Here is a 25,175-nt window from a genome sequence, read left to right on the forward strand (position 1 = left end):
TCCGGCCGGAAAACATATTCGAAAAACCAGTCTACGGAGTGGCTGCACCCAGTCGCCCCGTCCAGCATTGTCTCGCCGACACTACCGTCGAGTAGGCAGGTGCCCGGGGTCAGTCGCCCCTAACCTCGAATAAGCTCGAAACGGACACCCGACATACAGTGTCGCCCATGAGCAACGTCGTCGATGCCATCCTGACCCGGGTTCACGAACTGTGCCGGGACGACGCGTCGGGACAGGTTGCCGACTACATCCCCGAACTCGCAGCCGTGACGCCGGACGGCTTCGGTATCGCCCTGACGACCACCGACGGTTACCTGTACGAAGTCGGCGACACGAGGATGCCGTTCACCATCCAATCCATCTCCAAGCCCTTCACCTATGCACTCGCGCTGGCCGACCGCGGCCTCGACGTCGTCGCGGGCAAGATCGACGTCGAACCCTCGGGTGAGCCGTTCAACGAGATCAGCCTGGACGCCGTCACCGAGCGGCCCCGAAACCCGATGATCAACGCGGGTGCGATCACGTCCGCGTCGCTCATCGGCGGCCGCACCGCGGAGGAACGATTCGAGCGCATCCGAGCGTCGTATTCCCGGTACGCAGGAAGGTCTCTGAGCTTCAACGACGCGGTGTATCGATCCGAAGCGCGTACCGGACACCGCAATCGCGCCATCGGCTACATGCTGCGGTCCTTCGGCATCATCGACCACGATCCGGAGGCCGCCGTCGACCTCTACTTCCGCCAGTGCTCGATCGACGTCACGGCGGCGGATCTGGCCATGATGGCCGCGACGATGGCCAACAACGGAGTCAATCCCCACACCAAGGAGCGCGCCCTGGCACCCGCACTGGTCGAACGCGTGCTATCGGTGATGACGACCTGTGGCATGTACGACGGCGCAGGCGACTGGGTGGCGCGGGTGGGTATGCCGGCCAAGAGCGGGGTCGGCGGCGGCATTCTGGCGGTGCTTCCCGGGCAGATGGGCATCGCCGTCTACTCCCCCCGCCTCGATTCGCACGGCAACAGCGTGCGCGGCGTTGCTGCCTGCCGAGAACTCTCCACCAGACTCGAATTGCACTTTCTGCACGTCACTCGGGCCGCGAAATCGTCGATTCGACGTCGGTACGTTCTCACCGAGGCACCGTCGCGAAAACGACGATCCGAGATCGAACAGGCCACACTCGCTGCAGTCGGCGACCGCGCGCGGGTCTACGAGTTGCACGGGGACCTGCTGTTCTCGGGTGCCGAGACAGCGGTCCGCGAGATCGGCAACCTCGACCGGAATCTCGATGCACTCGTCATCGACGTTCGTGGCGTCGACGAGGTGAGCGACATCGCCCGTTCGATGTTCGAGGACCTACGCCGCGATCTCGCCGACCACGGCTGTGTGGTGTGCCTGGTGGATCCCAGAGCCATCATGGGCCACACGACGTCGAGCCTGGACCCGAATGATCCGGCGGGCCGGGTGTACTCGAGTCTGAGCTCGGCCATCCAGTGGGCAGAGAACCTGCTGCTCGATCGGCACTGCTCCGGCGCGCGGCAACCGGCAGAGATCACTCCGGCCGAGCACCCGTTGCTCGCCGGTCTGTCCACCGAGCAATTCGACTCGGTGACTCCTTATCTGGAGAAACGTCACTACGCACGGGGCGACGTCATCGTTCACCGTGGTGCGCCGGCAGCGGGTCTGTTCTTGATTCTGCGCGGAGAAGTGACATCGACGGCCGTGTCCGCAGACGGGGGCAAACACCGCATCACGACGCTCTCCCCCGGGATGAGCTTCGGCGAGATGCCGCTGCTGATGTCGGTGCCGTTCCTGCTGGACATGGTGGCCGACACCCCTGTCGATCTGGTGGTCGTGTCGGTATCGCATTTCGAGGCACTGACTCGGGACGCCCCGGAAGTGAAGCTGGCGCTACTGGAAAATCTGGCCAGCGGCGCGTACGGCCAGATGGCGGCCGTCGTCAAGACGCTCGGGCGGTTCGACATCGGCATCTGATCCGACTGTCGAACCGCCCGAGTGGACGTGCTTGGCCCCTGATCAGGCGTCGAGCGTGATCATCGTGAGGACCTCGGTGGGCTGCGCCGAGCCGCCGGCAGGCTCGAGCGAGAACGCGAAGTTGGTCGACGCTCCCATGCCGTCCACCACGGTGCCGTCGCTCGACGTGAGCTGATCCTCGGTGACAACGCCGGCGGAGCGCGGCGCACCGTCGACGAACCACATCTGGTAGACCCGGCCCGAGGGCGGCTCCGGGACACCGTTCAGAGTCACCACGACCGCATCTCGGCTCAGCGAGTACGACACCTTTGCAGTGCCGCCACCCGGGAACTCCGCGGACGCCTCACGAGCGTCGGGCGCTGCGACGATCTGCTCGGCCTGGGAAGGCTGCGGGTCCGAGCCCATGGTCTGCGTGACGACGACTACACCGCCGACTGCGACGACGATCGCGGCAGCCGCGGACACCAACGAGTATCGCCACGTCTTCGAGCGCTCACGTCGGTGCCGGTGCAGTGGAGTGACGTTCGGCGGAAGTTCTCGGACCGTCGGCTCCTGATCGCTCGCGGCGACACGCGCTAGCACGGCCTCCCGCACGCGTTCGGGTGCGGGAGTGGCGTCTGCCGCCGCAGCCAACGCCAGCGTTTCGTGAATCTCACCCACGAGGATGTCGAATTGTGCCCGGGTCGTCTCGTCGACGCGGATTCGCTCGGATTCGATGGCGCGCCGCTCGGACTCGCTCATCGCGTGGAGGGCATAGACCTCCGCTTCGTCCAGCAGTCGTTGCCGTGACGCTTCACTCATTGCGGGATCACCCCCAGGCATGTCTTCAACTTGATCAATCCATCTCGTATGCGCGATTTGATCGTCGGCACGGCCACCCCGAGCCGTTCGGCAACCTCGCGATAGGTGTACCCGCTGTAATAAGCCATTCGTACCGACTCGCTCTGCGTATCGGTCAGAGTGTCGAGACAGGCCACGACCGCCTCCGATTCGAGCCGCTGGGTCACCGTCTCGAGTACCTCGTCGTGCTCGGGTGTGTGACTCACGGCACCGTACGCCGCCTCGCGGTCGGTACCCGACTGTTCGCTACGTACCCGATCGACCGCCCGGCGATGTGCCAGCGTCATGATCCACGCCAGCGGACTCCCCTGGCTCGGATCGTAATTCGGTGCCGCACGCCAGATCTGGAGGAACACCTCCTGCGCGGTCTCCTCGCTATACCCCGGATCGCGAAGCACGCGCACCACCATCCCGTACACACGGGAGGACGTGGCGTCGTACAGTTCGGCGAAGGCCGACCGGTCGCCCTGGGCAACGGCGGCCATCAGGCGACGGAGACGGTCCGTCTCCTCGGCACGCAGATTCTTCAGCTGCGGGCTCGGTACTGCGCACACCGCATCCTCGACCGAGGTGCTGTCCTCGGACTCGGGCGGCGTTCGGTCACGGCCGGTGCCCGCAGATCCGGAAGCGTCGGAGAACGGCACGCTCATCGGACTGTCGTCCCAGCAGACGGGTTCATGATCGAGTTCATCGATCATGACACTAGTGGTCATGTAGCCCTCATATCGAAACCTCCGCGTTTTCCCGCCGCAGTACATATTCGGAACAAACACCCCGAGGGATGGTCCGCGACCGAAATTCGTTTGCGCAGAATTGGACCGGGCTTCATCCTGGGTGCGAGAATCGGACAAACGCGGGCAATCGGGCGGACAGCTCGATGGAGGGACGGACACGCATGACGGCCATCGAAACCCACGGGCTCGTCAAACATTTCGGCACCACCGCCGCAGTCGACGGCGTGGATCTGTCGATCCCGTCCGGCGGGGTGTACGGCGTACTCGGACCCAACGGGGCCGGGAAAACCACGACCATCCGGATGCTGGCGACACTTCTTCCGATAGACGGCGGCAGCGCACGAGTCCTGGGACACGACGTGGCAACCGAGCCGGAGGCCGTTCGCCGAAAAGTCTCTCTCACGGGTCAATTCGCCTCGCTCGACGAGGATCTGACCGGCACCGAGAATCTCGTTCTGCTGGCGCGGCTGCTCGGCTACTCACGTCCGGCCGCCCGAGCGCGCGCTGATCAACTGTTGACAGCATTCGACATCGCCGACGCCGGACCGCGACAGGTCAAGACCTACTCCGGTGGCATGCGCAGGCGCATCGACATCGCGGCGAGCATCATCGTCACCCCCGAGCTGATCTTTCTCGACGAACCCACCACCGGCCTGGACCCGCGCAGTCGCAATCACGTCTGGGAGATCGTCCGTGCACTGGTAGCAGGCGGCACGACGGTACTGCTGACGACGCAGTATCTCGACGAGGCCGACCACCTGGCCGGGCGCGTGGCGGTGATCGACCACGGCAAAGTCATCGCCGAGGGCACGACGGGCGAGCTGAAGGCATCGGTGGGATCGAACTCACTGCACCTGCGCGTGCTCGATGCCGGGCACCGGAATGCCGCGGCGAGAATCGTTCGAGATCTGGTCGGCAGCACCGTGACCGAGGACGCCGACCCGTTCACCGTGTCCGCACGACTGGACAATCCGGCGCAGGCGGCACCGATCCTTCCTGCTCTCGAATCCGCCGGAATCGCCATCGCATCCTTCACCCTCGGTCAGCCGAGTCTGGACGAGGTGTTCCTGGCGCTGACCGGGCACGACGCGGGAGCGGGAGTGGAGCCGGTGGGTGCGAAAAAAGCTGAAATCGACAACGGGGAGATCGCGTCATGACCACCGAGGCCCAACGATCCGCCCCACAGGCGTCGACGATCATCGATGTTCTCTCAGCCGCAGGTCCGAGGCCGGAGCGTCCGTCGTCGCTGTCGACCTCGCTGAGTTTCGGCTGGCGGGCGTTGCTGAAGATCAAGCACGTACCGGAGCAGTTGTTCGACGTGACGGCGTTTCCGATCATGTTCACGCTGTTGTTCACGTACCTGTTCGGTGGCGCTCTGGCCGGTTCGACCGACGCGTACATCCAGTTTCTGCTGCCGGGCATCCTGGTGCAGACCGTGGTGATGATCACGATGTACACCGGCGTGACGATGAACAAGGACATCGAGAAGGGTGTGTTCGACCGGTTCCGATCGTTGCCGATCTGGCGTCCGTCGCCGCTGGTCGGTGCGTTGCTGGGTGACGTCGTGCGCTACACGTTGGCGTCGGTGATCGTACTGATCTTGGGGCTGATTCTCGGTTTCCGGCCGCAAGGCGGGCTGCTCGGTGTGATCGCATCGATAGTGCTGTTGCTCGTGTTCTCGTTTTGTCTGTCCTGGATCTGGACGATGATCGCCATGATCGTGCGCACCGAGGCAGCCGTGATGGGGATGTCGATGTTCATCCTGTTTCCGCTGACGTTCGCGAGCAACATCTTCGTCGACCCCAACACGATGCCGGGGTGGCTTCGTGCGTTCGTCGACGTCAACCCGGTCAGCTTTCTGGTGACGTCACTTCGAGGCCTGATGCAGGGCGATGTCGACACCGGCCAACTCGGAGTGACTCTGGTGCTGTCGGCGGCGATGCTGGCGATCTTCGGACCGATCACGATGCGGCTGTACAACCGCAAGTCCTGATCCGCGCCTCCCGGTGCAAGCGTCAGGATGCGGCGCGGGCTCGGTGTCGGCGGACTGCGTCCCGATTCGAGCACACGGTTCCGCAGTACCGCTGCCGTCCGGTACGTGAGGTGTCGGCGAAGGCGGTCGTGCAGTCGGCTGCGGCGCACCGATGGAGTCTGTCCATTCCGCGACCGGTCAAGTGCAGCGCGGTACCGACACCGACCAGTGCCCTGATGACGCCGCCCAACGCGATGTTGGGGTCGCGATAGTGCATGTGCCAGCCGTCGTCGGCATGGTTGGTCAGTCGCGGGTACGCGGATGCCTGTGCAAGGAGGGCGTTCAGGGCCTCGGCGCGCTCCTCGGCTGTCTCTGCATCCACCACGCGAGCCCACTCGCGGAGGAACTCGAGTGTGTCCGCGAGATCGTTGTCGGTGGCAGTCCAGTCGGGAACGAGGCCGGCGTCGATGCAGCGGGCACCCAGTTCGCTCGGCGACGTGGGTGGCCGGTTGAGGAGGTCGATGCCCAGTTTCACGGCATATTCTCCGTAAGGGTTGATGTGCACAAGACCATTACATCACAGTGGATGCATGGACATCGAACACAGCACACACTCCTGGACCACCCGCTCGCTCCACGACACCAGCGAAGGCCTCGTCGGCTACCAGGGCTGCCACTGCGGAGCTCAACGCATCGTCTCGGTACCCGCGCAGACATTCGCCCCGGTTGCCGAAGTGGATCACCCCAGCACGTTCGCCACCGCAGGCACCACCGTGTCGAGTGCATAGCCGATGGACAGCGCCGAGTTGGTGGCGTAGGACTTCGCGACTTCCGGGTCGTCGAACACGACGTAGCGACCGTCCGCGACAGCCGGAATCCGTTGGAACAGCGGATTGTCGGTCACCTCGGACGGCGCCTTCTGGATGGGGAAGACGATCAGTACGTCGGCGTCGAGCAGGTCGAGCTCCTCCCCGGAAATCGGAACCGAGAACCCGCGCGGCGGAAGAGAATCGATGGCCGGGCTGGTGACGAAGCCGAGCTTCTTCATGAACTCGAGTCGACTGTTCGACGAGATGTATGCGCCGTATCCGGTGCCGCTGTAGGCCCCGACCACCGCTGTCTTGCCGGCGAATTCCGGATGGGCAGCGGCCGCTGCATCGAAACGGTCGGCGATTCCTGCGAGCAGCGCGTCCCCTTCGGACTGCTTGCCCAGTGCCGTGGCCACCATCGTGACCTGCTGCTCGAGCGTTGTCAGGTAGTTGTCCGCCCCCGCCGGTATACCCACCGTCGGCGCAATGGCGGACAGCGTGTCGTACCGATCGGCGTCACCGGAGCTCTTGGTGTCGAGGATCAGATCCGGCTCGAGCGCCGCGACCTGCTCGAACGACGGCTCCTGCGTCCCGATGATCTGCGGTGGTGCGTCGTAGAGCCCGGCCGCCCACGGACCGACGCCGTCGCCGCCGAAGGCGAGCCAGTCGCTCGCACCGACCGGTGAGACACCGAGCGCGAGTGCGGTTTCCGCGTCACCCCAGCCGAGCGCGACGACGCGCTGCGGGGCACTGTCGACGGTCACGCCGCCGAACTCGGTATCGATCGTGACAGGGAACGCAGCCGCCGTTCCGTCGGACGGCGCCTCCGATCCGGGTCCGTCGTCCCCGCCCGACCCACACGAGACGACGGCGGTCAGGAACAGCAGGGCGACCGACACAGCACCGACGGTGCGACGAATTCTCACCCGAGAAACGGTACGTCAGACTCGCCAAGATTGGTGAGGCAACCCTATTTACGGACGAAGCGGCCGATACATTCGACGTGGCTGGTCAGAGGAAATGCGTCGAACGCGCGCACGTCCGTCAGCTCGTAACCGGCTGCCCGGTAGAGGCTCGCGTCCCGCGCGAACGATGCCGGATCGCAGCCGATATGGACGATCGTGCGGGGAGACCGCGTCGCGAGACCTTCGATGACGTCGCGTCCGGCACCGGCTCGCGGCGGATCGAGTACCGCCACCGCCACCGATTCCGGCAACGAATCCATCGATCGCTCGACCCGGCCCGGCGCGAACGAGACCTGAGCAAGGTCGTGCAGCGCCGAACGCCCGTCCTCGGCGGCCCGGCGCGAGAACTCGACGCTGGTGACTCGTCCGCTCGATCCCACCCGCTCGGCGAGAGCCGCCGCGAACACGCCGACACCGCCGTAGAGATCCCATGCGCCGTCACCCGGATCGGCGTCCGCCCAGTCGCGCACGACGTCGGTGTACACCTGGGCCGCTCCCTTGTGCGCCTGCCAGAAGCCGGTGGCATCGAGTGTCCACGGCCGCGCCGAGACGAATTCGGTGACGCGACCCGAGCCGATGACAGCCTTTTCCGGCCTGGTCCGGGACGACGCCGCTCGACGCGCCGACGCGCCGCGGCGGCCCGGAGACCGGCGTCCGGTTCGCGTCAACTGGGCCGGTGCCACCTCCACCACATGGCGTTCACCCCTACCGTCGAGGACCACCTGCAATTCGGCACCTGCGCGCCACTCACGGTCCGACAATCCGTCGAACGCAACCGGATCCATTTGCGGGCACGACAACTCCGTGACGATCGAACTGCTTCGATAGCGGTGGTAGCCGGGCCGTCCACCCGAATCCACTGCCAGCCGAACACGGGTCCGCCATCCGGTGCCGTCGCCGGTGCCCGGCAACTCCTCGACCGGAACGTCCCGCTCGATGCCCGCAACGCGGCGCAACTGTTCGGCGACGACGGAGGACTTGAGTCGACGACCGGCTTCGGGGGTCGCGTGAGAATAGTCGCAGCATCCCGAACCACCGGGCCCGGAGATGGGGCAGCGAGCGTCGATGCGGTCCGGAGACGCGGTGAGGATCTCGATCGCGTCGGCGCGGCAGAACGACCCACCGCGATCCTCGGTCACCTTGGCCATGACGCGTTCCCCCGGTAGCCCGTGGCGGACGAACACCACTCGACCTTCGTGACGGGCCACGCAGAACCCACCGTGTCCGGGAGCGCCCAGTTCGACGTCGAGCACCAGCCCGAACCAGTTCTCGGTCATTTGCCCGCCGGCGGTTCGTAGCCGCGACGCGATGCACCCGGCGCATTTCCGAGCACCTCGCGCCTGGCCTTCTCCGACGAGCGCAGCTGCCACGGAACGCTGGTGACCATCACGCCGGGTTGAAACAGCAGTCGGGACTTCAATCTCAGCGCACTCTGGTTGTGCAGGACCTGCTCCCACCAGTGACCGACGACGTACTCGGGGATGAAGACGGTCACCACATCACGTGGTGAGTCGCGTCGAACTCGTTTGACGTAGTCCAGAACCGGCTTGGTGACTTCGCGGTAGGGCGATTCGACGACCTTCAGGGGTACCGAGACGTCACTGGCCTCCCATTCACGTACCAATGCTCGGGTGTCCACCTCGTCGACGTTGACGGTGACGGCTTCGAGAGTGTCGGGCCTGGTCGCGCGTGCGTAGGCGAGAGCCCGCAGGGTCGGCATGTGCAGCTTGGACACCAGCACGATCGAGTGCGTGCGGCTGGGTAGTACGCCGTCCCACACCTCGTTCTCGAGCTCGCGCGCCACGGTGTCGTAGTGCTTTCTGATCATCCGCATCAGGATGAAGATGGCCACCATCGCCACGATCGCGATCCAGGCTCCGGCAGCGAACTTGGTGATCAACACGATCACGAGAACGGTCGCCGTCATGGCCAGACCGACGCTGTTGACCACCCGCGAGCGCTGCATCCTGCCGCGCTGCTCGCCATCGGTCTCGGTTCGGAGCAGGCGGGTCCAGTGCCGGATCATGCCGGTCTGGCTCAGGGTGAACGAGACGAACACACCCACGATGTAGAGCTGGATGAGCTTGGTGACCTCTGCTCCGAACACCACGACGAACACGATGGCTGCGCCGGACAGGAACAGAATGCCGTTACTGAAGGCAAGGCGATCGCCGCGTGTGTGCAACTGTCGGGGTAGATACCGGTCCTGAGCGAGCACCGAGCCCAGCACGGGGAAGCCGTTGAATGCCGTGTTCGCGGCGAGTACCAGGATCAACGCCGTCACGGCGGTGATGAAGAAGAACCCAACGGGGAACCCGCTGAACACTGCCTCCGCCAACTGCGCGATCAACGTCTTCTGGTGGTAGCCATCCGGTGCCCCGATCAGCTGCGTCTCCGGGTCCATCGCGTACTTGATGCCGATCTTCTGCGCCAGCACGATGATGCCCATCAACAACGTGATGCCGATACCGCCGAGCAGCAACAGCGTGGTTGCCGCGTTACGGGACTTGGGCTTCTCGAAGGCAGGCACCCCGTTACTGATGGCCTCGACTCCGGTCAGCGCCGCGCAACCCGACGAGAACGCCCGCGCGACGAGGAACGCGAACGCGATCCCGTACAGATGCGAGTCCTCGGCTTTCAGATCGAACGTCGCCGACTCGGCGTGAATGTCGTCTCCGAGCACGTAGACCCGGAACAACCCGTAGCCCAACATCAGGAACATGCCGCCCATGAAGGCGTATGTGGGAATGGCGAACGCGGCACCCGACTCGCGGATACCGCGCAGGTTGATCGACGTGATGAACACGATGGCCACCACCGCGAACAGCACCTTGTGCTGCGCGACGAAGGGTACGGCCGAACCGATGTTCGACGCGGCCGCCGAAATGGAGACCGCCACGGTCAGCACGTAGTCCACCAACAACGCACTACCCACGGTCAGACCCGCCGCAGGACCGAGGTTGGTGGTCGCGACCTCGTAATCACCACCACCGGACGGGTAGGCGTGCACGTTCTGCCGGTAGCTGGCGACCACCACCGCCATCACGACACAGACCGCGAGACCGATCCACGGAGTGAACGTGAGCGCCGATATCCCGGCCACGGACAACACCAGGAAGATCTCTTCGGGTGCGTACGCAACCGAGGACATGGCGTCCGAGGCGAACACCGGTAGCGCGATTCGCTTGGGCAGCAAGGTATGACCGAGCTTGTCGCTGCGGAACGGCTTACCGAGAACCAGCCGCTTTGCGGCAGTCGAGACCTTGGACACGATCAGAAGCGTAGGCCGTCGGGTCGCCGGCGGCGCAACCACGCGCCCTTTGACTTCCATCCGATGCCCACCCACGGTCGAGCCGGTGACGAATCCCCGATACGTTGGTGCTCGCATGCACACGGTGGCAATGTCGTCGGCAGTGTTGGTCGGCAATCGAGATCGGGACGGAGCTGGGCGTTGTACGTAGTTGTGATGGGGTGTGGCCGTGTCGGCGCATCGCTGGCCGGAGCGCTCGAGCGCATCGGGCACGAGGTGGCGATCATCGACCGCGACGAAACCGCGTTTCTGCGCCTCGACCCCGACTTCGGCGGGCATCGAGTAGTCGGTATGGGATTCGACCGAGATGTGTTGATGCGCGCCGGAATCGAAAAGGCGGAGGCATTCGCAGCCGTATCCTCCGGTGACAATTCCAACATTATTTCCGCGCGCGTCGCGCGCGAGACGTTCGGCGTCGAGAAGGTCGTCGCCAGGATCTACGACGCCAAACGCGCCGCCGTGTACGAGCGCCTCGGTATCCCGACCGTGGCCACCGTGCCGTGGGCGACCGACCGGTTTCTGCACAATCTTCTGCGGGACGACCCCACCACCAAGTGGCGAGATCCGTCCGGGAGCGTCGCGGTGGTGCTGCTCGACTTCCACGATGCGTGGATCGGCAAGAAACTGTCGGTACTCGAGGATGCGACCCGGTCGCGGGCCGCGTTCGTCATCCGTTTCGGCACCGGACTGCTGCCCGACAAGCGCACCGTGATCCAGGCAGGCGACGAGGTGTACGTCGCTGCCGTCTCCGGGACCGTCGCCGAGGCCATCGCATTGGCCGGCAATCCGCCGCCGTCGGACGACTGATGCTCGCCCGTACGTTGTTCTCCTCCCCCATCGACCCGAACGGGAAGCCATGAAAGTCGCCATCGCCGGTGCCGGCGCAGTCGGCAGATCCATTGCACGCGAGTTGATCCGAAGCGAGCACGAGGTGATGCTCCTCGAACGCAAACTCGACCACGTCGATCAGGCCGCGGTACCCGAGGCCGAATGGGTGCTCGCGGACGCCTGTGAGTTGAGTCTGCTCGAGGCCGCCCATCTCGAGAACTACGACGTGGTGATCGCCGCTACCGGCGACGACAAGGCGAACCTGGTGCTCAGCTTGCTGGCCAAAACCGAGTTCGGCGTGAACCGCGTGGTGGCCCGCGTCAACGACCCCAGAAACGAATGGCTCTTCGATGCAGCCTGGGGTGTCGATGTCGCAGTCTCGACCCCACGCATGCTGGCGTCACTGGTGGAGGAGGCCGTGTCGGTAGGCGATCTGGTCCACCTGATGACGTTCCGCAAGGGACAGGCAAATCTCGTGGAAATCACTCTGCCCGAGAACACGCCCCTGGCGGGCAAGCCGGTACGCAAGCTCCAGCTACCGCGGGACGCAGCACTGGTGACGATTCTTCGCGGTGGCCGTGTCATCGTTCCGCAGCACGACGATCCGCTCGAAGGCGGTGACGAGTTGCTCTTCGTCGCGGCGAAAGAGGTGGAGGACGAACTACGTGCTGCGGTCGGTCTGACCTGACGGCAGCTCGTCGGCCTGTTCGTCGTTCGATGCGAGGTCGAGCGCTCGATCTGCCTGACGCACCGCCCACAGAGTCACCAGTAGGGCTACGCCGGTCAGGGGCCACCCCATCCCGATCCGTGCCACCGCGAGCCAGCCGGTCTGGTCCGAGTCGTAGAGCTGGGACTGAACGATGTAGCGCGCAGCGAACACCGACGCCCAGGCGATGGTGGCCACGTCGTAGTAACGAACCGCAGACCGCTCCCGACGCCACGACGTTCCCTTGCCGTTGAGGTAACCCCAGATGACGCCGACGAGCGGCCACCGGGCGAGAACCGACAGCACGAACGCCCCGCCGTAGACGAGTGATGTATAGATGCCGAACAGGAAGTAGCCCTTGGCGTCCCCGGTGCGGTACGCGATGAAAGCGCAGATGCCGACGCCGAAGAATCCGGAGATGGCCGGTTGTATCGGGCTGCGGCGTACCAGCCGCCACACCAGAACGGCCGCGGCGACACCCAACGCCGCCCACAGAGCGACCGACAGGCCGAAGTAGCTGTTGAACGGGACGAAGACGACCACGGGCAGTGTGGAATACACCAATCCGCTCACACCGCCGAGCTGCTCGAGCACGGTGGGGGCGGCGGTCTTCACGGCGTCCGGCGTCGACGTGTCGGGTACCGGTTCCGGCATGCTCGACGTTCTCGGGTGCGGCACTGCATCGTCGCTGTTCGTCACGAGAACGAGAGTGCCATACCGGGGACGATCAGTTGTCGTCGCGCAGTTCGTAGTACGGGTTGTAGACGATCTTGCGCCCATCGCGTTCGCCGACCCGGCCACGCACCAGGACCGTCTTGCCCGGCTCGATTCCGGCAATCTTGCGCCGGCCGATCCACAGGAGAGTCACTGTGTCGGTGCCGTCGAAGAACTCCGCTTCGATGTTGGCGTTCGCGGCCTTGGAACACGCTTCGACGCTGCGTAGACGACCCAACATCGTGACCTCTTCGCCACGCGAGCAATCGCAGGCGCGTCGGGCTCCGGACGCTTCGGAGGATTCGGCCATCTCCTCGGCGTCGAGCTGATCGATGTCCTCGGTCAACTTTCGCGTCAAACGGCGAAAGTATCCTGCGGCAGCGGGTGCCATTGTGCGCTCCTGCGGGTGGGGGTCGTCTCGCAGCTCCACTCCTGGGAGCAGTTGCGGCGACCTGGGAGTTTCCCTCGTCATAGCTGGTACTTCGCCACTGTAGACCCGATCCGGCGCGCTGACCAACCACCGCCACGCCGTCGAACGGGGGCGTGCACAATCGTCTCGTGCACACCCGATTCGAGACCTCCACCGCGATCGTTCTACCGGGGACGGGATCGGACGCGCAGTTCGCGCAGGAGGCATTCGGGCAGGCGTTCGACGTTGTGGGATTGACCACTGTCGCCGTGGAACCCGACCCGACCGGCGTGGTGAGGAGCTACCTCGGTGCCCTCGACGACGCTGTACGCGCGCACGGTCCCGTCGTGGTCGCCGGAATCTCGCTGGGTGCAGCCGTCGCGGCGCACTGGGCCGAACGCAACCGCTCGAGTGTCGTCGCGTTGGCGCTGGCGCTGCCGGCGTGGACGGGCGATCCCACCGGCTCACCGGCTGCACTGAGTGCACGGTTCACGGCTGGGTCGCTTCGCGAACACGGGCTCGACAGCGTCACGGCGACCATGGCCGAGTCGAGCCCAGAATGGCTCGCGCGCACCCTGGCGCGATCCTGGGCGTCGCAGTGGCCGGCACTCCCCCGCGCGCTGGACGAGGCGGCCTCGTACCGAGGCCCGGAATTGGACCGTCTCGCGCGGATCGACGCGCCGACCGTCGTGGTCGGCGCGGTGGACGACCCGGTGCATCCGATCGCGGTGGCGGAGCAGTGGGCTCGCGCCCTACCGAGAGGCGTACTGCGGACCGTGACATTGACGGATATCGGACTCGACCCGGGGGTCCTGGGCCGAGAAGCCGTCGACGCTCTGACCGCGGCACTCGACGGCTGACGCCGATCAGCCCCCCAGTTGCTGAATCGCCGATCCGGACGCCCCGCGGCGCGGAGCGCGCTCGGCACCGGGTTGTTCGGCGTCCGGTTGCGGAATCGACTGCTGCTGCGCCGCATCGGTGTTCGCATCAGGGGCAGCAGGCTGCGCCGGCGCGGCCTGCTGCGCTGCTTGCTGCTGCGCAGCAGCCGCCAGTTGCTCGGCCAACACCTGCGGCAGAACCACCGGCAACGGAGTACGCACCGGGTGTGGATCGGTGCCGCGGTCGACGACGGTCTGTCGCAGAATCGAGTGCGCGAGCTGGACCAGGGGCTGCCCCTCCGCCACCGCGCCCGACGGCCCGGCGAGGACGCATCGAACCATCCAGCGATACCCGTCGACACCGATGAAGCGCAGATCGGCGTTGGCGGTGACACCGACCAACTCGCGGCCCCACGGCCCGGTCTCCACGGTCGTCTCGGCCTTGTCGTTGCGGAGCGATGTCGCCAGATCGGCCGCCACCTCGCGCCACTGCCCCGGAGACTTCGGGGCAGCGTAGGCGGCGATGGTGATGCGCCCGAACTGGGTGACGATGTGTACTGCCTGCGGGCTGCCCGCCTGAGACATCTCGACCTGCAGTTGCCCGCCCTCGGGGAGAGGGATCAACACCGAGCCGAGATCCAGCCGGTTCGCCGCAACGCTCTCGCGATCCTCGTCCAGATCACCGAGATCGTGGGGCCCCTCGACGGTGGTGTCCGCGGTCGCATCGTCGTTGTCGTCGTCGCGGCCGTCGACGAATGGCTCCGCGCTGGACGCGGAGGCACTGCCGGCGTCGTTCTTCTTACGCCGTCCGAACATGTTCAGCTCTCTTCTTCTCGGTTGCATTCAGTTCGCTGTACACCGACGACCGTCGCGACAGACGCACTACGTAGGACGTCACTGCACCAGACTCGCATGTCCGCCGGTCGAACCGTGACCGCCGTCCCCTCGAACGGTGTCGTCGAGTCGATCCACTTCGACGAACTCGACCAATTCGACGCGCTGCACCACCAACTGAGCGATTCGATCGCCGCGATCGAGCACGATGGGCGTCCGGAGATCGTGGTTGATCAAGCAGACCTTGATCTCCCCGCGGTATCCAGCGTCGATGGTGCCAGGGGTGTTGACGACCGACAGTCCCGATTTGGCCGCCAGGCCCGAGCGCGGGTGGATCAGCCCCACCATCCCGAGGGGCAAGGCCACCGCAATCCCCGTGCCCACGAGAACCCGTTCGCCGGGAGCGATCGTCACTGGGGCGGTGATCCGCAGATCCACACCCGCGTCACCCTCGTGCGCACGCGTGGGAACCGGTAGATCTGGGTCCAACCGGCGAAGTCGAACCTCCCCGGGGCGGTCCGGGGGCACCTCGAGCTGGTCGCCGGAAAGCGTGTTGCGGGACTCGATGACTTCGTCACTCACGTCGAACGAGACTACGCTGATCTGCTTCGCCGTCGGCGCGGCGACTACCCTGGGTGGGGTGACTGCAGATCGACAGGCCGATAGGGCGAACCCCGAGTCCGACGACCCCACCTCGCGTGCCGGTTCCCCCGGCTCGGAGTCGGTGCTCTACGCCGAACGACTGTGGGTACCCCTCTGGTGGTGGGTGGCCGGCGCAGCGCTGGCGGTACTACTCGCAGCGGAAGTACACATGGGTGCCCCCGGTGTTCGCGCCTGGCTGCCCTACGTGTTGCTCCTGCCACTGGTCGCCTGGGCTCTGGTGGCGTTCAGCAGGCTACGTGTGCAGGTGGTGGCCACCGATCCGAGCTCGGACTCGGCCGAGTCGTCGTCCGCCGGCCTCGAACTACGGGTCGGCAAAGCGCATCTGCCTCTCGATGTCGCGTCCAAGGCAGCCGTGGTGCCCGCGACAGCAAAAAGTGCGGCGCTGGGAAGGCAGCTGGACCCGCTTGCCTTCGTACAGCACCGCACCTGGGTGAAACAGATGGTGATCGTCGTACTGGACGACCCGGACGACCCGACGCCCTACTGGTTGATCAGCACCAAGCGGCCGGAGGATCTACTCGCCGTGCTCAGTGCCCACGGCGTGGAAGCTCGCTGACCCAGCCGTCGGGCTCTCGCTGCGAAACCTCACTGCCCGGCCGCTCGGCCGGGCATCGCCTGCCCTCGATCAGGGCTTGCCGTCGATCAGGCAGCGCAGTCCCGGCACATGAGGACGCCGTTGGCATCGCTGGCCAGTCGACTGCGGTGGTGCACCAGGAAGCAGCTCGAACAGGTGAATTCGTCCGCCTGCTTGGGAACCACCCGGACCGAAAGCTCTTCGCCGGACAGGTCGGCACCCGGGAGCTCGAAGGACTCGGCGGTGTCTGACTCGTCCACGTCGACGACTGCGGACTGCGCCTCGTTGCGGCGAGCCTTCAGTTCTTCGAGAGAGTCCTCCGAGACGTCGTCGGATTCTGTTCTTCTCGGAGCGTCGTAATCGGTTGCCATTGTTCTCGTAACCCCTCATCTTCGTACGTGTGTGTGGTGGAAGCTGCCGGTGTGGTCGGCTTGTGGCCGTCGGCTGTGAAGAGGGCGCTTGCTCGCTCCCACCGATTTGATTCTCGATCGAACAGGTTCATCACGCGGTGCCGGAAACTACACCGGGTAGTTCCCGAATTCCGCCGGTTGAAACTCGATCGAGATTTCGCTCACCTGATCGACGATTCACCGGCAGCTTTCTGTTTCTTAAGCACTGCGGCCGCCAGACAATAGCCGACGCCGACCCCAAAGCCGAAACCGAATCGCCGATCACTTGATTGCCTCCGTGCACGCCGCATCAACACCGAGATCACCGGCTTCATTCCGCAGTCCGCAGAAGCAGTTCTGCTGCTGGTTTTCGCGGTGCAAACGGGTCGCGGGCACTGCTTTCGGCGAGCTCGCGGCCGAGTGTGCCGTCGCCGAGGACCGCGGGCATCTACAGTAGGCACGCGTCGGTGTGAACCGACTCCGTGTACCGGTCTCGGCGACTGCCGACGGAAAGGCGAAGAATCACTGTGGTTTCTCTGATCACCGAAGGCCAGCCGGTCGACGACCGCGGCCGTCCGTTCCGTCGACGCCGCGCACTTCCGATCATCGCCGTGTTCGCAGTACTCGCTCTGCTCGCCGTGGTCGTGTGGGTCAAGGTGTTCACCACCACCGAGACGACATCGGCCACTGCCGAATGCAACACCCCGACCACGACCGCTGCCACCGACGGAACGCAGCCGGTTGCCCTCGGCGAGGAAGTCGACCCGACGACACTTCTCGACGTCGAGCCTGCCGCCCTGTCGGCATCGAAGGTACGAGTGTTCAACGCCAACGGCGAACGCGGCCAAGCTGCACACGTGGCGGCTCAGCTCAGTGACTACGGCTTCGCGAGTGCTCCGGACGTGCAGGTGGGCAACGATCCCGTCTACGTCGACCAGAACATGCAGTGCCAGGGCCAGATCCGATTCGGATCCGCGGGTATCGGTGCCGCGAGCGCAGTGTGGCTCCTCGCACCGTGTGCAGAACTCATCGAGGACTCGAGAACCGACGACTCGGTGGATCTGGCACTCGGCACCTACTTCAGCGAGATTCAGCCGAACGACGACGCAGAGGAAGTGCTACGCACGCTGGCGGGCGCAGCACCCGGTGCCGCGCCGCAGCCCCTCGACCCCGATCTGCTCGCCGCCGCGCGTCAGTCTCGTTGCTGAGTCGATCGCGCTGCTGAGACGATCGCGCTACTGAGTCGGGCCAGTCCGTCAGCTCGGAATCGGATCGAGTGCGCCGACGAGTCGTAGGGCGGCAGTCAGGGGTTCGGCGATTCCCGGGGCCATCGCCACGGTGACGACCCCGTCCGCACTCGACGACGTCGCTGCGGGCACATCGACGAGGGCTCCGGCCTCGGCAGCGATCAGCGACCCCGCCGCCCAGTCCCACGGGCTGAGCCCGTGCTCGAAGTGTGCGTCGACGGCACCGGACGCGACCATGCACAGATCCAGTGCTGCAGAACCGATTCGGCGAATATCTCGCACCTTCGGAAGCAGTTCGGCGATGATCGCGCCCTGCGCCGCGCGGCGTCGTGATCCGTACCCGAATCCGGTGGCCAACAACGTCATCGACAATTCGGTCACACCCGAACACTGCAGCCGTTCGATACGACCGTCTGCGTACCGAGCCGTCGCCCCATGCCCCTGCGCGGCCGAATAGACCACATCGCGGGCCACGTCGACGACGGCCCCTGCCACGCTCACTCCGTCGATCTGCACCGCAACAGAGACCGCGTACGCGGGAATGCCGTACATGAAATTGACGGTTCCGTCGATCGGATCCAGCACCCACCGAACTCCGTCGACGGATTCGTCTCCGCCACCTTCCTCCTCACCGAGGACGGAATCGGTGGGACGCAGCTGCGCCAACAATTCACGAAGAACACGTTCGGTTTCGGTGTCCACGACGGTGACCGGATCGGTCGGTGTGCTCTTGGACTGCACGGCAGCTGCCTCCGCAGCGGGACTGCCACCGAACACCTGCGGACGACGCGTTCGCACGTGTTCGGCTGCCTCCGTGGCAACCCGAACGGCGACCCCGCGCAGTGCCTCCACATCACGTGTCGTCGGTTCGGTATCCGACCGTTCTACGGTTGCCGGCGTCTGCGGCAATTGCTCAGTGGCGGTGTGGGTCTGCGTTCCGTCATGTTTCGGCACGCGTACATCGCAACACACTTCGGCGGCGCGGCACCACCGCGGCACTCGGCGAGCCGTCCGCTGCAGCGTCGGCGTCACGCCGGCGAACGGACGGCACTATTGTTCCGAAGCGACGGCACACACGAATTCGATCAGGCCAGGAGCGGCATCGACATGACACAGCCAGGTTCGGACAACAGCACCGCGGCGACGGCCGAGCGTCACGGGTTCGGCGTCGACGTCGGTGGCAGCGGCATCAAGGGCGGCATCGTCGACCTGAACACCGGTGAGCTCGTGGGCGATCGCTACAAGATCGAGACGCCTCAGCCCTCGACCCCCGACGCCGTCGCGCGGACCGTGGCCGAGATCGTCGCTCATTTCGAGTGGACCGGACCGATCGGCGTCACTCTGCCCGCGGTGGTCACCAACGGTGTGGCTCGTTCGGCCGCGAACATCGACAAGAGCTGGATCGACACCGATGCGCGAGCATTGTTCGCGAAGGCCGTCGGAAACGAGAACATCACCGTCCTCAACGACGCGGATGCCGCCGGGGTCGCCGAGGACAAGTACGGCGGCGGCAAGGGCAAGGACGGGGTCGTCGTTCTGCTCACGTTCGGCACCGGCATCGGTTCCGCCGTTCTGCACAACGGAGTTCTGCTGCCGAACACCGAGTTCGGACACATGGAGATCGGTGGCAAGGAAGCCGAGCATCGCGCGGCGTCCTCGGTGAAGGAGAACAAGGGGCTGTCCTACAAGGAATGGGCCAAAGAGGTCTCCACCGTGCTCGCAACGTTCGAGGCGCTGCTGTGGCCCGACCTGTTCATCGCCGGTGGCGGAATCAGTCGCAAGAGCGAGAAGTGGATTCCCCACCTGACCAACCGAACTCCGGTGGTCCCCGCGACCCTGCTGAACACGGCGGGGATCGTCGGAGCGGCCCTCGCTGCGGACAGTGCCGTCGCGTCCGCCGAGACCGGTACATCGGCTGGATCTCCGCACTGACACGCGGTGTCGCCACCTGCGAAGGACGAGGGTAGGTAACAAACTCCTGAGAGGTCGTTACAATGGTGTGTGCCGGTACGCAGCCGGCCGAATCCGAAGACCTCTCCGCCGGAAACAACTCTGGCGTGACGCCGCACGACTTCGTCACGAAAGGGCGTACGTGGCAGCCACCGATATCCGTCAGACCGTAGATTCCGAACCTGGAACTGCGGCACCTGAACCTGCTGTCAAGGCACCCGCCGCGAAGGCACCGGCTAAGAAGGCACCGGCCAAACGCGCCGCCGCCAAGAAGGCACCGGCCAAGAAGGCCGCAGCGAAGAAGACAGCAGCTCCCGCCACCGGCGATGACGTCGACGAGAGCACCCCGGGAATCGAAGACATCGACATCTCCGAAGGTGATCTTGCCGCCGCAGCGAACGACGTCGTAGAGGTCGTCGCCGCAGGCGACGACACCGAAGAGGACGCAACGAGCGAGCCGACCGCCGAGGACAAGGCGTCGGGCGACTTCGTCTGGGACGAAGAGGAATCCGAGGCGCTGCGTCAGGCCCGCAAGGACGCCGAGCTCACCGCATCAGCGGACTCGGTTCGCGCGTACCTCAAGCAGATCGGCAAGGTCGCCCTCCTCAACGCCGAGGAAGAGGTCGAGCTCGCCAAGCGCATCGAGGCAGGACTGTTCGCCGTCGAGAAGATGCGCGAGTCCGCGGAGAAGGGCGAGAAGCTCCCCGTCGCCCAGCGGCGTGACATGACCTGGATCTGCCGTGACGGCAACCGCGCCAAGAACCACCTGCTCGAGGCAAACCTCCGCCTCGTCGTCTCGCTGGCCAAGCGCTACACGGGCCGCGGCATGGCGTTCCTGGATCTCATCCAGGAGGGCAACCTGGGTCTGATCCGCGCAGTCGAGAAGTTCGACTACACCAAGGGCTACAAGTTCTCGACGTACGCCACCTGGTGGATCCGCCAGGCCATCACCCGTGCCATGGCAGACCAGGCCCGGACCATTCGTATCCCGGTGCACATGGTCGAGGTCATCAACAAGCTCGGACGCATCCAGCGTGAGCTCCTGCAGGATCTGGGCCGCGAGCCCACTCCGGAGGAACTCGCCAAGGAGATGGACATCACGCCCGAGAAGGTGCTGGAGATCCAGCAGTACGCTCGCGAGCCGATTTCCCTCGACCAGACCATCGGTGATGAGGGTGACAGCCAGCTCGGGGACTTCATCGAGGACTCCGAGGCTGTCGTCGCGGTCGACGCGGTGTCGTTCACGCTTCTGCAGGATCAGCTTCAGTCGGTGCTCGAGACGCTCTCCGAGCGCGAAGCAGGCGTGGTTCGCCTGCGGTTCGGCCTCACCGATGGACAGCCCCGCACCCTCGACGAGATCGGGCAGGTGTACGGAGTCACCCGCGAGCGAATTCGTCAGATCGAGTCCAAGACGATGTCGAAGCTGCGGCACCCGTCGCGGTCCCAGGTTCTGCGCGACTACCTGGACTGACAATCTTCGAACGACAAGCGACCGTCGATCTTCGGATCGGCGGTCGCTTGTCGTTGCTGGCGACTGCCAGGCTTTCGGTCAGAGCACGGGCGTCCCGAAATCCCCGGCGGGCCCCGGTCGGTACTCGACGGCGGCAGTGACGGCCTCGAGCGGTAGCGGTCCGTACAGGTGCGGAAACAGCATCGACTGCGGGTCGGACGGCACACCCGGCTCCCACTGCACCGGCGCACTCAACCGCGCTGGGTCCAGCGCCAGCAGCACCAGATCGGTGCGTCCTGGGAAGAGCCGGTTCGCGGGCAGATGCACCTGCTCGGGCGTGGAGAGGTGAACGAAACCCAGTTCGGCGAACGACTCCGGCGTGTACTCGGTACCGCCCCGGATTCTCGACCACTCCTCCGTGGTGCACAAATGTACGAGGACGTCGGTTCGTTCGGTCACACCGCCATTGTGCCGGGTTCTCGGGGCCTCGTGTCCCCTACCCCGCGCGTCCCCGAGCCGTGTCCTGGAAGTCAGGGCGGGGGCAGCGTGGGTGCCCCACCGCGCGTTCGGCCCGGCAGGCCGCCGAGCACCACTGCGGCGATGACGGCAAGGATTCCCAGGGACTCGAGCAGCGTCGGCACCTGGGTCAGCACCACGGCACCGACGACAGTCGCGGTCGCGGGCAGCAACGCCAACAGCAACGCGAAGCGAGCCCGACCCACTCGGACCAGGACGTACTGGTCGAGAACGTACGGAACGACGCTCGACAGCAATCCGACGCCCAGGCCCAGAACCCAGATGCGCCAGTCGCTCAGAACGTCGGTGTGCGCGAATGCGAACGGTGCGAACAGCGGCACGGCGAGAACCACCGATGCGATTCCGAAACCGGCGGCCATGTCGTCGAGCCCCTGCCCGGCGTCGGCCACGGACTTGCCCAGCACGATGTACGCCGCCCACAGAGCCGCCGAACCGAGCGCGAACGCGATTCCGATCAATCCCACCTCGCCGCCCTCGAACTGAGCCGACGCGATGGCAGCAACGCCGGCGACCACCAGAACGACCGCGAGTGCATCGGTGAGCTTCCGAGATCCTGCTGCGGCGACGACGATCGGGCCCAGAAATTCGATGGCGACCGCCGCACCCAGGGGCAGCCGAGCGATGGCCTCGTAGAACATCACGTTCATGCCGATGGTGGCCGCTCCGAACGCGGCAGCGGTCACCGCGCGTCGTACCGTCCATGCGGATCCGGCACCGCCGCGTCGACGCCACGGCCTGCGCCAGGCGATCAGGACGACAGCGGCACCGAAGCCCCGCAGCCAGGCCACCGCAGCCGGGTTCACCGTGTCGAACAGGAACACTCCGATGGCCGCACCGACGTACATGCATACGGCACCGATCACGAACAGCGACGGGATACCCAGCCTCGAAGCGCCGGACAGTGAAGAAGAAGTCGAAGCCACACCGGGACCCTACTGCCGCCACCCGTCCCATTCCGTATCAGCTGTCAGCGAACAGGATCCACGGCGTTCCTGCTCGTAGGACATGTTTCGTGTTAGTGACAACACAAAGAAACGCGCTCGGGAACAACGCGTGACCGCCATACGTCTGACAGAGTGAACGAACCGCGCCATACCGACGCGGCGGACCGGCCCCAGGCGAACGGGACATACCCGCAAGCCAGTACGGAGGAGTCATGCCCGGAACATTGACCAGCCCACAATTGACAGCAGCGGACCGGTGCGACCGGTGCGGTGCAGGGGCTCGCGCGCGTGTCGTGCTCTCGACCGGTGGAGAGCTTCTCTTCTGCGGTCACCACGCCACCGAGCACGAAGCCCGCTTGCGTGAAGTGAACGCAACGGTGATGACCGAATCGGACTCCACGGTGTAACCCCACCGACTCGTCGGGGGACGCCAGTTCGCCACAGCTGTACCGATACAACTGCATCAACGCACGATCACAACGACGGACGGTCTCTGGACCGTCCGTCGTTGTCGTGTCACCGGCACAGTCCGCCGGCAGCACTCGTCCGTCGGGTGCTACATCTTGCGCAACTGTGCGATTCGCTCACCCAGCTGCTCCGCCGATGCCATCGCCGTCGGCGGGCCACCGCAGATTCGACGCAGATCGCCGTGAATGACGCCGTGCGGCTTCCCCGTCCGGTGGTGGTACACCGCAACCAAACTGTTCAATTCCCGCCTCAGGCCGGCCAACTGGCCGGCACTGGTGGCCCTGTCGTTGACGACGGCAGGCGCGGGGACCGCCGGGCCCGCAGCGGGTTTGTCGATCTGCTCCTGCTGACGCTGGCGAAGCAGGTCGCGCATCTGCGTCGCGTCGAGCAGGCCGGGGAGCCCGAGATAGTCGGCTTCTTCGTCGCTGCCCGAGAACGTCGCGGTCCCGAACGAGGACCCGTCGTAGATCACCTGATCGAGCTCGGCATCCGCGCCGAGGGAGGTGTACGCCTTCTCTTCCTCGCCCAGCTCGTCCTTCTGCTTGTTGGCGTCGGCCAGCAGCTCGTCGTCGAAGCCGTCCTTCTCGCGGTGGGGCTTGCCGAGAATATGGTCGCGCTGAGCCTCGAGCTGTGAGGCGAGGTCGAGCAGGACCGGTACCGACGGCAGGAAGACGCTCGCCGTCTCGCCCTTGCGGCGTGATCGCACGAAACGGCCGATCGCCTGCGCGAAGTACAGCGGAGTGGATGCACTGGTGGCGTAGACGCCGACGGCGAGACGCGGAACGTCGACACCCTCGGACACCATGCGAACGGCAACCATCCACCGCTGATCACTCTTGCCGAACTCGGCGATACGAGCCGAGGATGTGGGGTCGTCGGAGAGGACGAGGGTCGGCGTCTCCCCCGTGATCACCTCGATCAGCTTGGCGTAGGCCCGCGCCACCGTCTGGTCGGTCGCGATCACGAGACCACCTGCGTCGGGCATACCGCCCGACCGCAACTGTGCCAATCGTGTGTTCGCAGCCAACAGCACCGCGGGCATCCAGTCGCCCTGTGGGTCGAGGGCGGTACGCCACGCCCGTGCGGTCTGTTCCGCATTCAGCGGCTCGCCCAACCGAGCGGTGTACTCCTCGCCTGCGCTGTCCCGCCACCGTGCCTCCCCGGAATACGCGAGGAAGACGACCGGGCGAACGACTCCGTCGGCGAGGGCGTCGGAGTAGCCGTACGCGTGATCGGCCTTCGACCGCATCAGGCCGTCCTGATCCGGTTCGTAATTGACGAACGGAATGGGACTGTCGTCACTGCGGAACGGAGTACCCGTCAACGCAAGGCGTCGGGTGGCGTCGCCGAACGCTTCGCGGATGCCCTCGCCCCAGCTCTTCGCGTCACCACCGTGGTGGATCTCGTCGAGGATCACCAGAGTCTTGCGGGCCTCCGTGCGCACTCGGTGCTTGAACGGATGCGAGGCGATCTGGGCGTAGGTCACCACCACACCGTGGTAGTCACTCGAGGTCTGCCCGGTCGAGTTGGAGAAGCGTGAGTCCAACGCGATGCCCACCCGCGCCGCCGACTCGGCCCACTGATGCTTGAGGTGCTCGGTGGGTGCCACCACCGTCACCTGATCGACGGTGCGGTGCGCGAGCAGTTCGGCGGCGACGCGCAGGGCGAACGTGGTCTTACCTGCACCCGGGGTCGCCACCGCCAGGAAGTCCTTGGGCGAGGCGACGAGATACTTCGTCAGCGCGCGTCGCTGCCAGGCACGTAGAGGTGCCCCGCCGGCGACGGGCGCAGCCGTCTGATCGGTGGATGGTGGTGTGGGATCGAACATGTCAGCGCTCACTGGCCGCCGGTTCCTGGCATCGATGTAAATTCCTCGCGCTCTCGGTAGCCCTGCAGTGTCCGCCGAGGAGCCTATCGCTCCGTACCGACGGATCCCGCATCGCTGGGGTGATGTCGGACG

At 65.6% G+C, this 25,175-nt stretch carries 27 protein-coding genes; 12 read left to right on the forward strand and 15 right to left on the reverse strand.

Going from position 1 to position 25,175, the window contains the following annotated elements; genetic code table 11:
* The first annotated feature begins 167 nt into the window (after window positions 1-167).
* Window positions 168-1,994, forward strand: a complete 1,827-nt coding sequence (glsA, locus tag JLZ96_RS01755; RefSeq protein ID WP_094621933.1) for a glutaminase A — start codon at window positions 168-170, stop codon at window positions 1,992-1,994.
* A gap of 42 nt (window positions 1,995-2,036) precedes the next feature.
* Here the strand turns inward: glsA and JLZ96_RS01760 are convergent, their stop codons facing one another.
* Window positions 2,037-2,795 carry an anti-sigma factor gene (locus JLZ96_RS01760; RefSeq protein WP_094621934.1) on the reverse strand — a complete coding sequence of 253 codons (759 nt, stop codon included), beginning with the start codon at window positions 2,793-2,795 and terminating at the stop codon, window positions 2,037-2,039.
* Window positions 2,792-3,547, reverse strand: coding sequence for a sigma-70 family RNA polymerase sigma factor (locus JLZ96_RS01765; RefSeq protein ID WP_027496905.1), 756 nt, complete (start codon window positions 3,545-3,547; stop codon window positions 2,792-2,794). Before JLZ96_RS01765 ends, JLZ96_RS01760 begins: the two co-directional genes overlap by 4 nt.
* A 164-nt stretch (window positions 3,548-3,711) precedes the next feature.
* Here JLZ96_RS01765 and JLZ96_RS01770 point away from each other — a divergent pair, with 164 nt between their 5' ends.
* Both JLZ96_RS01770 and JLZ96_RS01775 read left to right on the forward strand, forming a co-directional pair.
* Window positions 3,712-4,725: a daunorubicin resistance protein DrrA family ABC transporter ATP-binding protein gene (locus JLZ96_RS01770; RefSeq protein WP_045841783.1), complete on the forward strand. Its 1,014-nt coding sequence runs from the start codon at window positions 3,712-3,714 to the stop codon at window positions 4,723-4,725.
* The gene (locus tag JLZ96_RS01775) at window positions 4,722-5,561 is read left to right on the forward strand and encodes an ABC transporter permease (RefSeq protein ID WP_027496904.1); all 840 of its coding nucleotides are present in this window, start codon (window positions 4,722-4,724) and stop codon (window positions 5,559-5,561) included. Before JLZ96_RS01770 ends, JLZ96_RS01775 begins: the two co-directional genes overlap by 4 nt.
* Window positions 5,562-5,583: 22 nt before the next feature.
* Here the strand turns inward: JLZ96_RS01775 and JLZ96_RS01780 are convergent, their stop codons facing one another.
* Window positions 5,584-6,105 carry a CGNR zinc finger domain-containing protein gene (locus JLZ96_RS01780; protein ID WP_057474665.1) on the reverse strand — a complete coding sequence of 174 codons (522 nt, stop codon included), beginning with the start codon at window positions 6,103-6,105 and terminating at the stop codon, window positions 5,584-5,586.
* A gap of 25 nt (window positions 6,106-6,130) precedes the next feature.
* Between JLZ96_RS01780 and JLZ96_RS01785 the strand changes: the two genes are divergently transcribed.
* Window positions 6,131-6,328, forward strand: a complete 198-nt coding sequence (locus JLZ96_RS01785; protein ID WP_037219315.1) for a hypothetical protein — start codon at window positions 6,131-6,133, stop codon at window positions 6,326-6,328.
* Here JLZ96_RS01785 and JLZ96_RS01790 read toward each other — a convergent pair.
* The 3 genes from JLZ96_RS01790 to JLZ96_RS01800 are packed head-to-tail and all read right to left on the reverse strand — an operon-like array spanning window position 6,280 to window position 10,585.
* Entirely contained in the window at window positions 6,280-7,275 is a 996-nt protein-coding gene (locus JLZ96_RS01790; protein ID WP_236253806.1) for an iron-siderophore ABC transporter substrate-binding protein, read from the reverse strand. The genes JLZ96_RS01785 and JLZ96_RS01790 overlap by 49 nt on opposite strands.
* 44 nt (window positions 7,276-7,319) lie before the next feature.
* On the reverse strand, window positions 7,320-8,591 hold the full coding sequence (locus tag JLZ96_RS01795; RefSeq protein ID WP_201009401.1) for a class I SAM-dependent RNA methyltransferase: 1,272 nt from the start codon (window positions 8,589-8,591) through the stop codon (window positions 7,320-7,322).
* Window positions 8,588-10,585, reverse strand: coding sequence for an APC family permease (locus tag JLZ96_RS01800; RefSeq protein WP_032365101.1), 1,998 nt, complete (start codon window positions 10,583-10,585; stop codon window positions 8,588-8,590). The genes JLZ96_RS01795 and JLZ96_RS01800 overlap by 4 nt, the downstream gene beginning before the upstream one ends.
* A gap of 180 nt (window positions 10,586-10,765) precedes the next feature.
* Between JLZ96_RS01800 and JLZ96_RS01805 the strand changes: the two genes are divergently transcribed.
* Entirely contained in the window at window positions 10,766-11,431 is a 666-nt protein-coding gene (locus JLZ96_RS01805) for a TrkA family potassium uptake protein (protein WP_179274946.1), read from the forward strand.
* A 49-nt stretch (window positions 11,432-11,480) separates the two neighbouring features.
* Window positions 11,481-12,140 carry a TrkA family potassium uptake protein gene (locus JLZ96_RS01810; RefSeq protein ID WP_032365054.1) on the forward strand — a complete coding sequence of 220 codons (660 nt, stop codon included), beginning with the start codon at window positions 11,481-11,483 and terminating at the stop codon, window positions 12,138-12,140.
* On the opposite strand, the gene JLZ96_RS01815 is transcribed toward JLZ96_RS01810, so the two are convergent.
* Both JLZ96_RS01815 and JLZ96_RS01820 read right to left on the reverse strand, forming a co-directional pair.
* The gene (locus JLZ96_RS01815) at window positions 12,114-12,812 is read right to left on the reverse strand and encodes a DUF3159 domain-containing protein (protein WP_051365378.1); all 699 of its coding nucleotides are present in this window, start codon (window positions 12,810-12,812) and stop codon (window positions 12,114-12,116) included. The genes JLZ96_RS01810 and JLZ96_RS01815 overlap by 27 nt on opposite strands.
* Window positions 12,813-12,885: 73 nt before the next feature.
* Window positions 12,886-13,263: an OB-fold nucleic acid binding domain-containing protein gene (locus JLZ96_RS01820; protein ID WP_027496896.1), complete on the reverse strand. Its 378-nt coding sequence runs from the start codon at window positions 13,261-13,263 to the stop codon at window positions 12,886-12,888.
* 167 nt (window positions 13,264-13,430) lie between these two features.
* On the opposite strand from JLZ96_RS01820, the gene JLZ96_RS01825 reads away from it, so the two are divergent.
* Complete coding sequence (locus JLZ96_RS01825) at window positions 13,431-14,141, forward strand: alpha/beta fold hydrolase (RefSeq protein ID WP_032391623.1); 711 nt, start codon at window positions 13,431-13,433, stop codon at window positions 14,139-14,141.
* Between the two features lie 6 nt (window positions 14,142-14,147).
* On the opposite strand, the gene JLZ96_RS01830 is transcribed toward JLZ96_RS01825, so the two are convergent.
* Entirely contained in the window at window positions 14,148-14,975 is an 828-nt protein-coding gene (locus JLZ96_RS01830) for a DUF3710 domain-containing protein (RefSeq protein ID WP_032370445.1), read from the reverse strand.
* A gap of 78 nt (window positions 14,976-15,053) precedes the next feature.
* Window positions 15,054-15,521: a dUTP diphosphatase gene (dut, locus tag JLZ96_RS01835; RefSeq protein ID WP_027496893.1), complete on the reverse strand. Its 468-nt coding sequence runs from the start codon at window positions 15,519-15,521 to the stop codon at window positions 15,054-15,056.
* 196 nt (window positions 15,522-15,717) lie between these two features.
* On the opposite strand from dut, the gene JLZ96_RS01840 reads away from it, so the two are divergent.
* Complete coding sequence (locus tag JLZ96_RS01840; RefSeq protein ID WP_032400856.1) at window positions 15,718-16,212, forward strand: DUF3093 domain-containing protein; 495 nt, start codon at window positions 15,718-15,720, stop codon at window positions 16,210-16,212.
* A gap of 86 nt (window positions 16,213-16,298) precedes the next feature.
* On the opposite strand, the gene JLZ96_RS01845 is transcribed toward JLZ96_RS01840, so the two are convergent.
* Entirely contained in the window at window positions 16,299-16,601 is a 303-nt protein-coding gene (locus tag JLZ96_RS01845) for a DUF4193 domain-containing protein (protein ID WP_027496891.1), read from the reverse strand.
* Between the two features lie 545 nt (window positions 16,602-17,146).
* On the opposite strand from JLZ96_RS01845, the gene cei reads away from it, so the two are divergent.
* On the forward strand, window positions 17,147-17,827 hold the full coding sequence (gene cei, locus JLZ96_RS01850; RefSeq protein WP_027496890.1) for an envelope integrity protein Cei: 681 nt from the start codon (window positions 17,147-17,149) through the stop codon (window positions 17,825-17,827).
* 48 nt (window positions 17,828-17,875) lie between these two features.
* Here cei and JLZ96_RS01855 read toward each other — a convergent pair whose 3' ends face one another.
* Window positions 17,876-18,775 carry an inositol monophosphatase family protein gene (locus tag JLZ96_RS01855; RefSeq protein WP_374758043.1) on the reverse strand — a complete coding sequence of 300 codons (900 nt, stop codon included), beginning with the start codon at window positions 18,773-18,775 and terminating at the stop codon, window positions 17,876-17,878.
* Window positions 18,776-18,973: 198 nt separating this feature from the next.
* Between JLZ96_RS01855 and ppgK the strand changes: the two genes are divergently transcribed.
* Entirely contained in the window at window positions 18,974-19,798 is an 825-nt protein-coding gene (gene ppgK, locus JLZ96_RS01860; protein ID WP_201009402.1) for a polyphosphate--glucose phosphotransferase, read from the forward strand.
* 160 nt (window positions 19,799-19,958) lie between these two features.
* Window positions 19,959-21,287, forward strand: a complete 1,329-nt coding sequence (locus JLZ96_RS01865; protein WP_201009403.1) for an RNA polymerase sigma factor — start codon at window positions 19,959-19,961, stop codon at window positions 21,285-21,287.
* 78 nt (window positions 21,288-21,365) lie between these two features.
* Here the strand turns inward: JLZ96_RS01865 and JLZ96_RS01870 are convergent, their stop codons facing one another.
* Both JLZ96_RS01870 and JLZ96_RS01875 read right to left on the reverse strand, forming a co-directional pair.
* Entirely contained in the window at window positions 21,366-21,725 is a 360-nt protein-coding gene (locus JLZ96_RS01870) for a DUF952 domain-containing protein (protein WP_032370442.1), read from the reverse strand.
* Between the two features lie 71 nt (window positions 21,726-21,796).
* Complete coding sequence (locus JLZ96_RS01875) at window positions 21,797-22,726, reverse strand: DMT family transporter (protein ID WP_052053313.1); 930 nt, start codon at window positions 22,724-22,726, stop codon at window positions 21,797-21,799.
* A gap of 233 nt (window positions 22,727-22,959) precedes the next feature.
* Here JLZ96_RS01875 and JLZ96_RS01880 point away from each other — a divergent pair, with 233 nt between their 5' ends.
* A complete protein-coding gene (locus tag JLZ96_RS01880) occupies window positions 22,960-23,154 on the forward strand; it encodes a hypothetical protein (RefSeq protein WP_027496884.1) in 195 nt (64 codons plus the stop codon).
* Window positions 23,155-23,303: 149 nt separating this feature from the next.
* On the opposite strand, the gene JLZ96_RS01885 is transcribed toward JLZ96_RS01880, so the two are convergent.
* Complete coding sequence (locus tag JLZ96_RS01885; RefSeq protein ID WP_027496883.1) at window positions 23,304-25,043, reverse strand: DEAD/DEAH box helicase; 1,740 nt, start codon at window positions 25,041-25,043, stop codon at window positions 23,304-23,306.
* Window positions 25,044-25,175 lie beyond the last annotated feature (132 nt).

Source organism: Rhodococcus sp. NKCM2511 (assembly GCF_014905595.1).
GTDB classification, from domain to species: Bacteria; Actinomycetota; Actinomycetes; order Mycobacteriales; family Mycobacteriaceae; genus Rhodococcoides; species Rhodococcoides fascians.

Excerpts from the sequence above, each read along its gene's own strand:
- JLZ96_RS01815 (WP_051365378.1), bottom strand. The coding sequence starts at position 12,812 with ATGCCGGAACCGGTACCCGACACGTCGACGCCGGACGCCGTGAAGACC.
- JLZ96_RS01830 (WP_032370445.1), bottom strand. The coding sequence starts at position 14,975 with ATGTTCGGACGGCGTAAGAAGAACGACGCCGGCAGTGCCTCCGCGTCC.
- ppgK (WP_201009402.1), top strand. The coding sequence starts at position 18,974 with ATGACACAGCCAGGTTCGGACAACAGCACCGCGGCGACGGCCGAGCGT.
- JLZ96_RS01845 (WP_027496891.1), bottom strand. The coding sequence starts at position 16,601 with ATGGCAACCGATTACGACGCTCCGAGAAGAACAGAATCCGACGACGTC.
- JLZ96_RS01795 (WP_201009401.1), bottom strand. The coding sequence starts at position 8,591 with ATGACCGAGAACTGGTTCGGGCTGGTGCTCGACGTCGAACTGGGCGCT.
- JLZ96_RS01810 (WP_032365054.1), top strand. The coding sequence starts at position 11,481 with ATGAAAGTCGCCATCGCCGGTGCCGGCGCAGTCGGCAGATCCATTGCA.
- JLZ96_RS01775 (WP_027496904.1), top strand. The coding sequence starts at position 4,722 with ATGACCACCGAGGCCCAACGATCCGCCCCACAGGCGTCGACGATCATC.
- JLZ96_RS01820 (WP_027496896.1), bottom strand. The coding sequence starts at position 13,263 with ATGGCACCCGCTGCCGCAGGATACTTTCGCCGTTTGACGCGAAAGTTG.
- JLZ96_RS01770 (WP_045841783.1), top strand. The coding sequence starts at position 3,712 with ATGGAGGGACGGACACGCATGACGGCCATCGAAACCCACGGGCTCGTC.
- glsA (WP_094621933.1), top strand. The coding sequence starts at position 168 with ATGAGCAACGTCGTCGATGCCATCCTGACCCGGGTTCACGAACTGTGC.
- JLZ96_RS01885 (WP_027496883.1), bottom strand. The coding sequence starts at position 25,043 with ATGTTCGATCCCACACCACCATCCACCGATCAGACGGCTGCGCCCGTC.
- JLZ96_RS01785 (WP_037219315.1), top strand. The coding sequence starts at position 6,131 with ATGGACATCGAACACAGCACACACTCCTGGACCACCCGCTCGCTCCAC.
- JLZ96_RS01880 (WP_027496884.1), top strand. The coding sequence starts at position 22,960 with ATGCCCGGAACATTGACCAGCCCACAATTGACAGCAGCGGACCGGTGC.
- JLZ96_RS01760 (WP_094621934.1), bottom strand. The coding sequence starts at position 2,795 with ATGAGTGAAGCGTCACGGCAACGACTGCTGGACGAAGCGGAGGTCTAT.
- JLZ96_RS01765 (WP_027496905.1), bottom strand. The coding sequence starts at position 3,547 with ATGACCACTAGTGTCATGATCGATGAACTCGATCATGAACCCGTCTGC.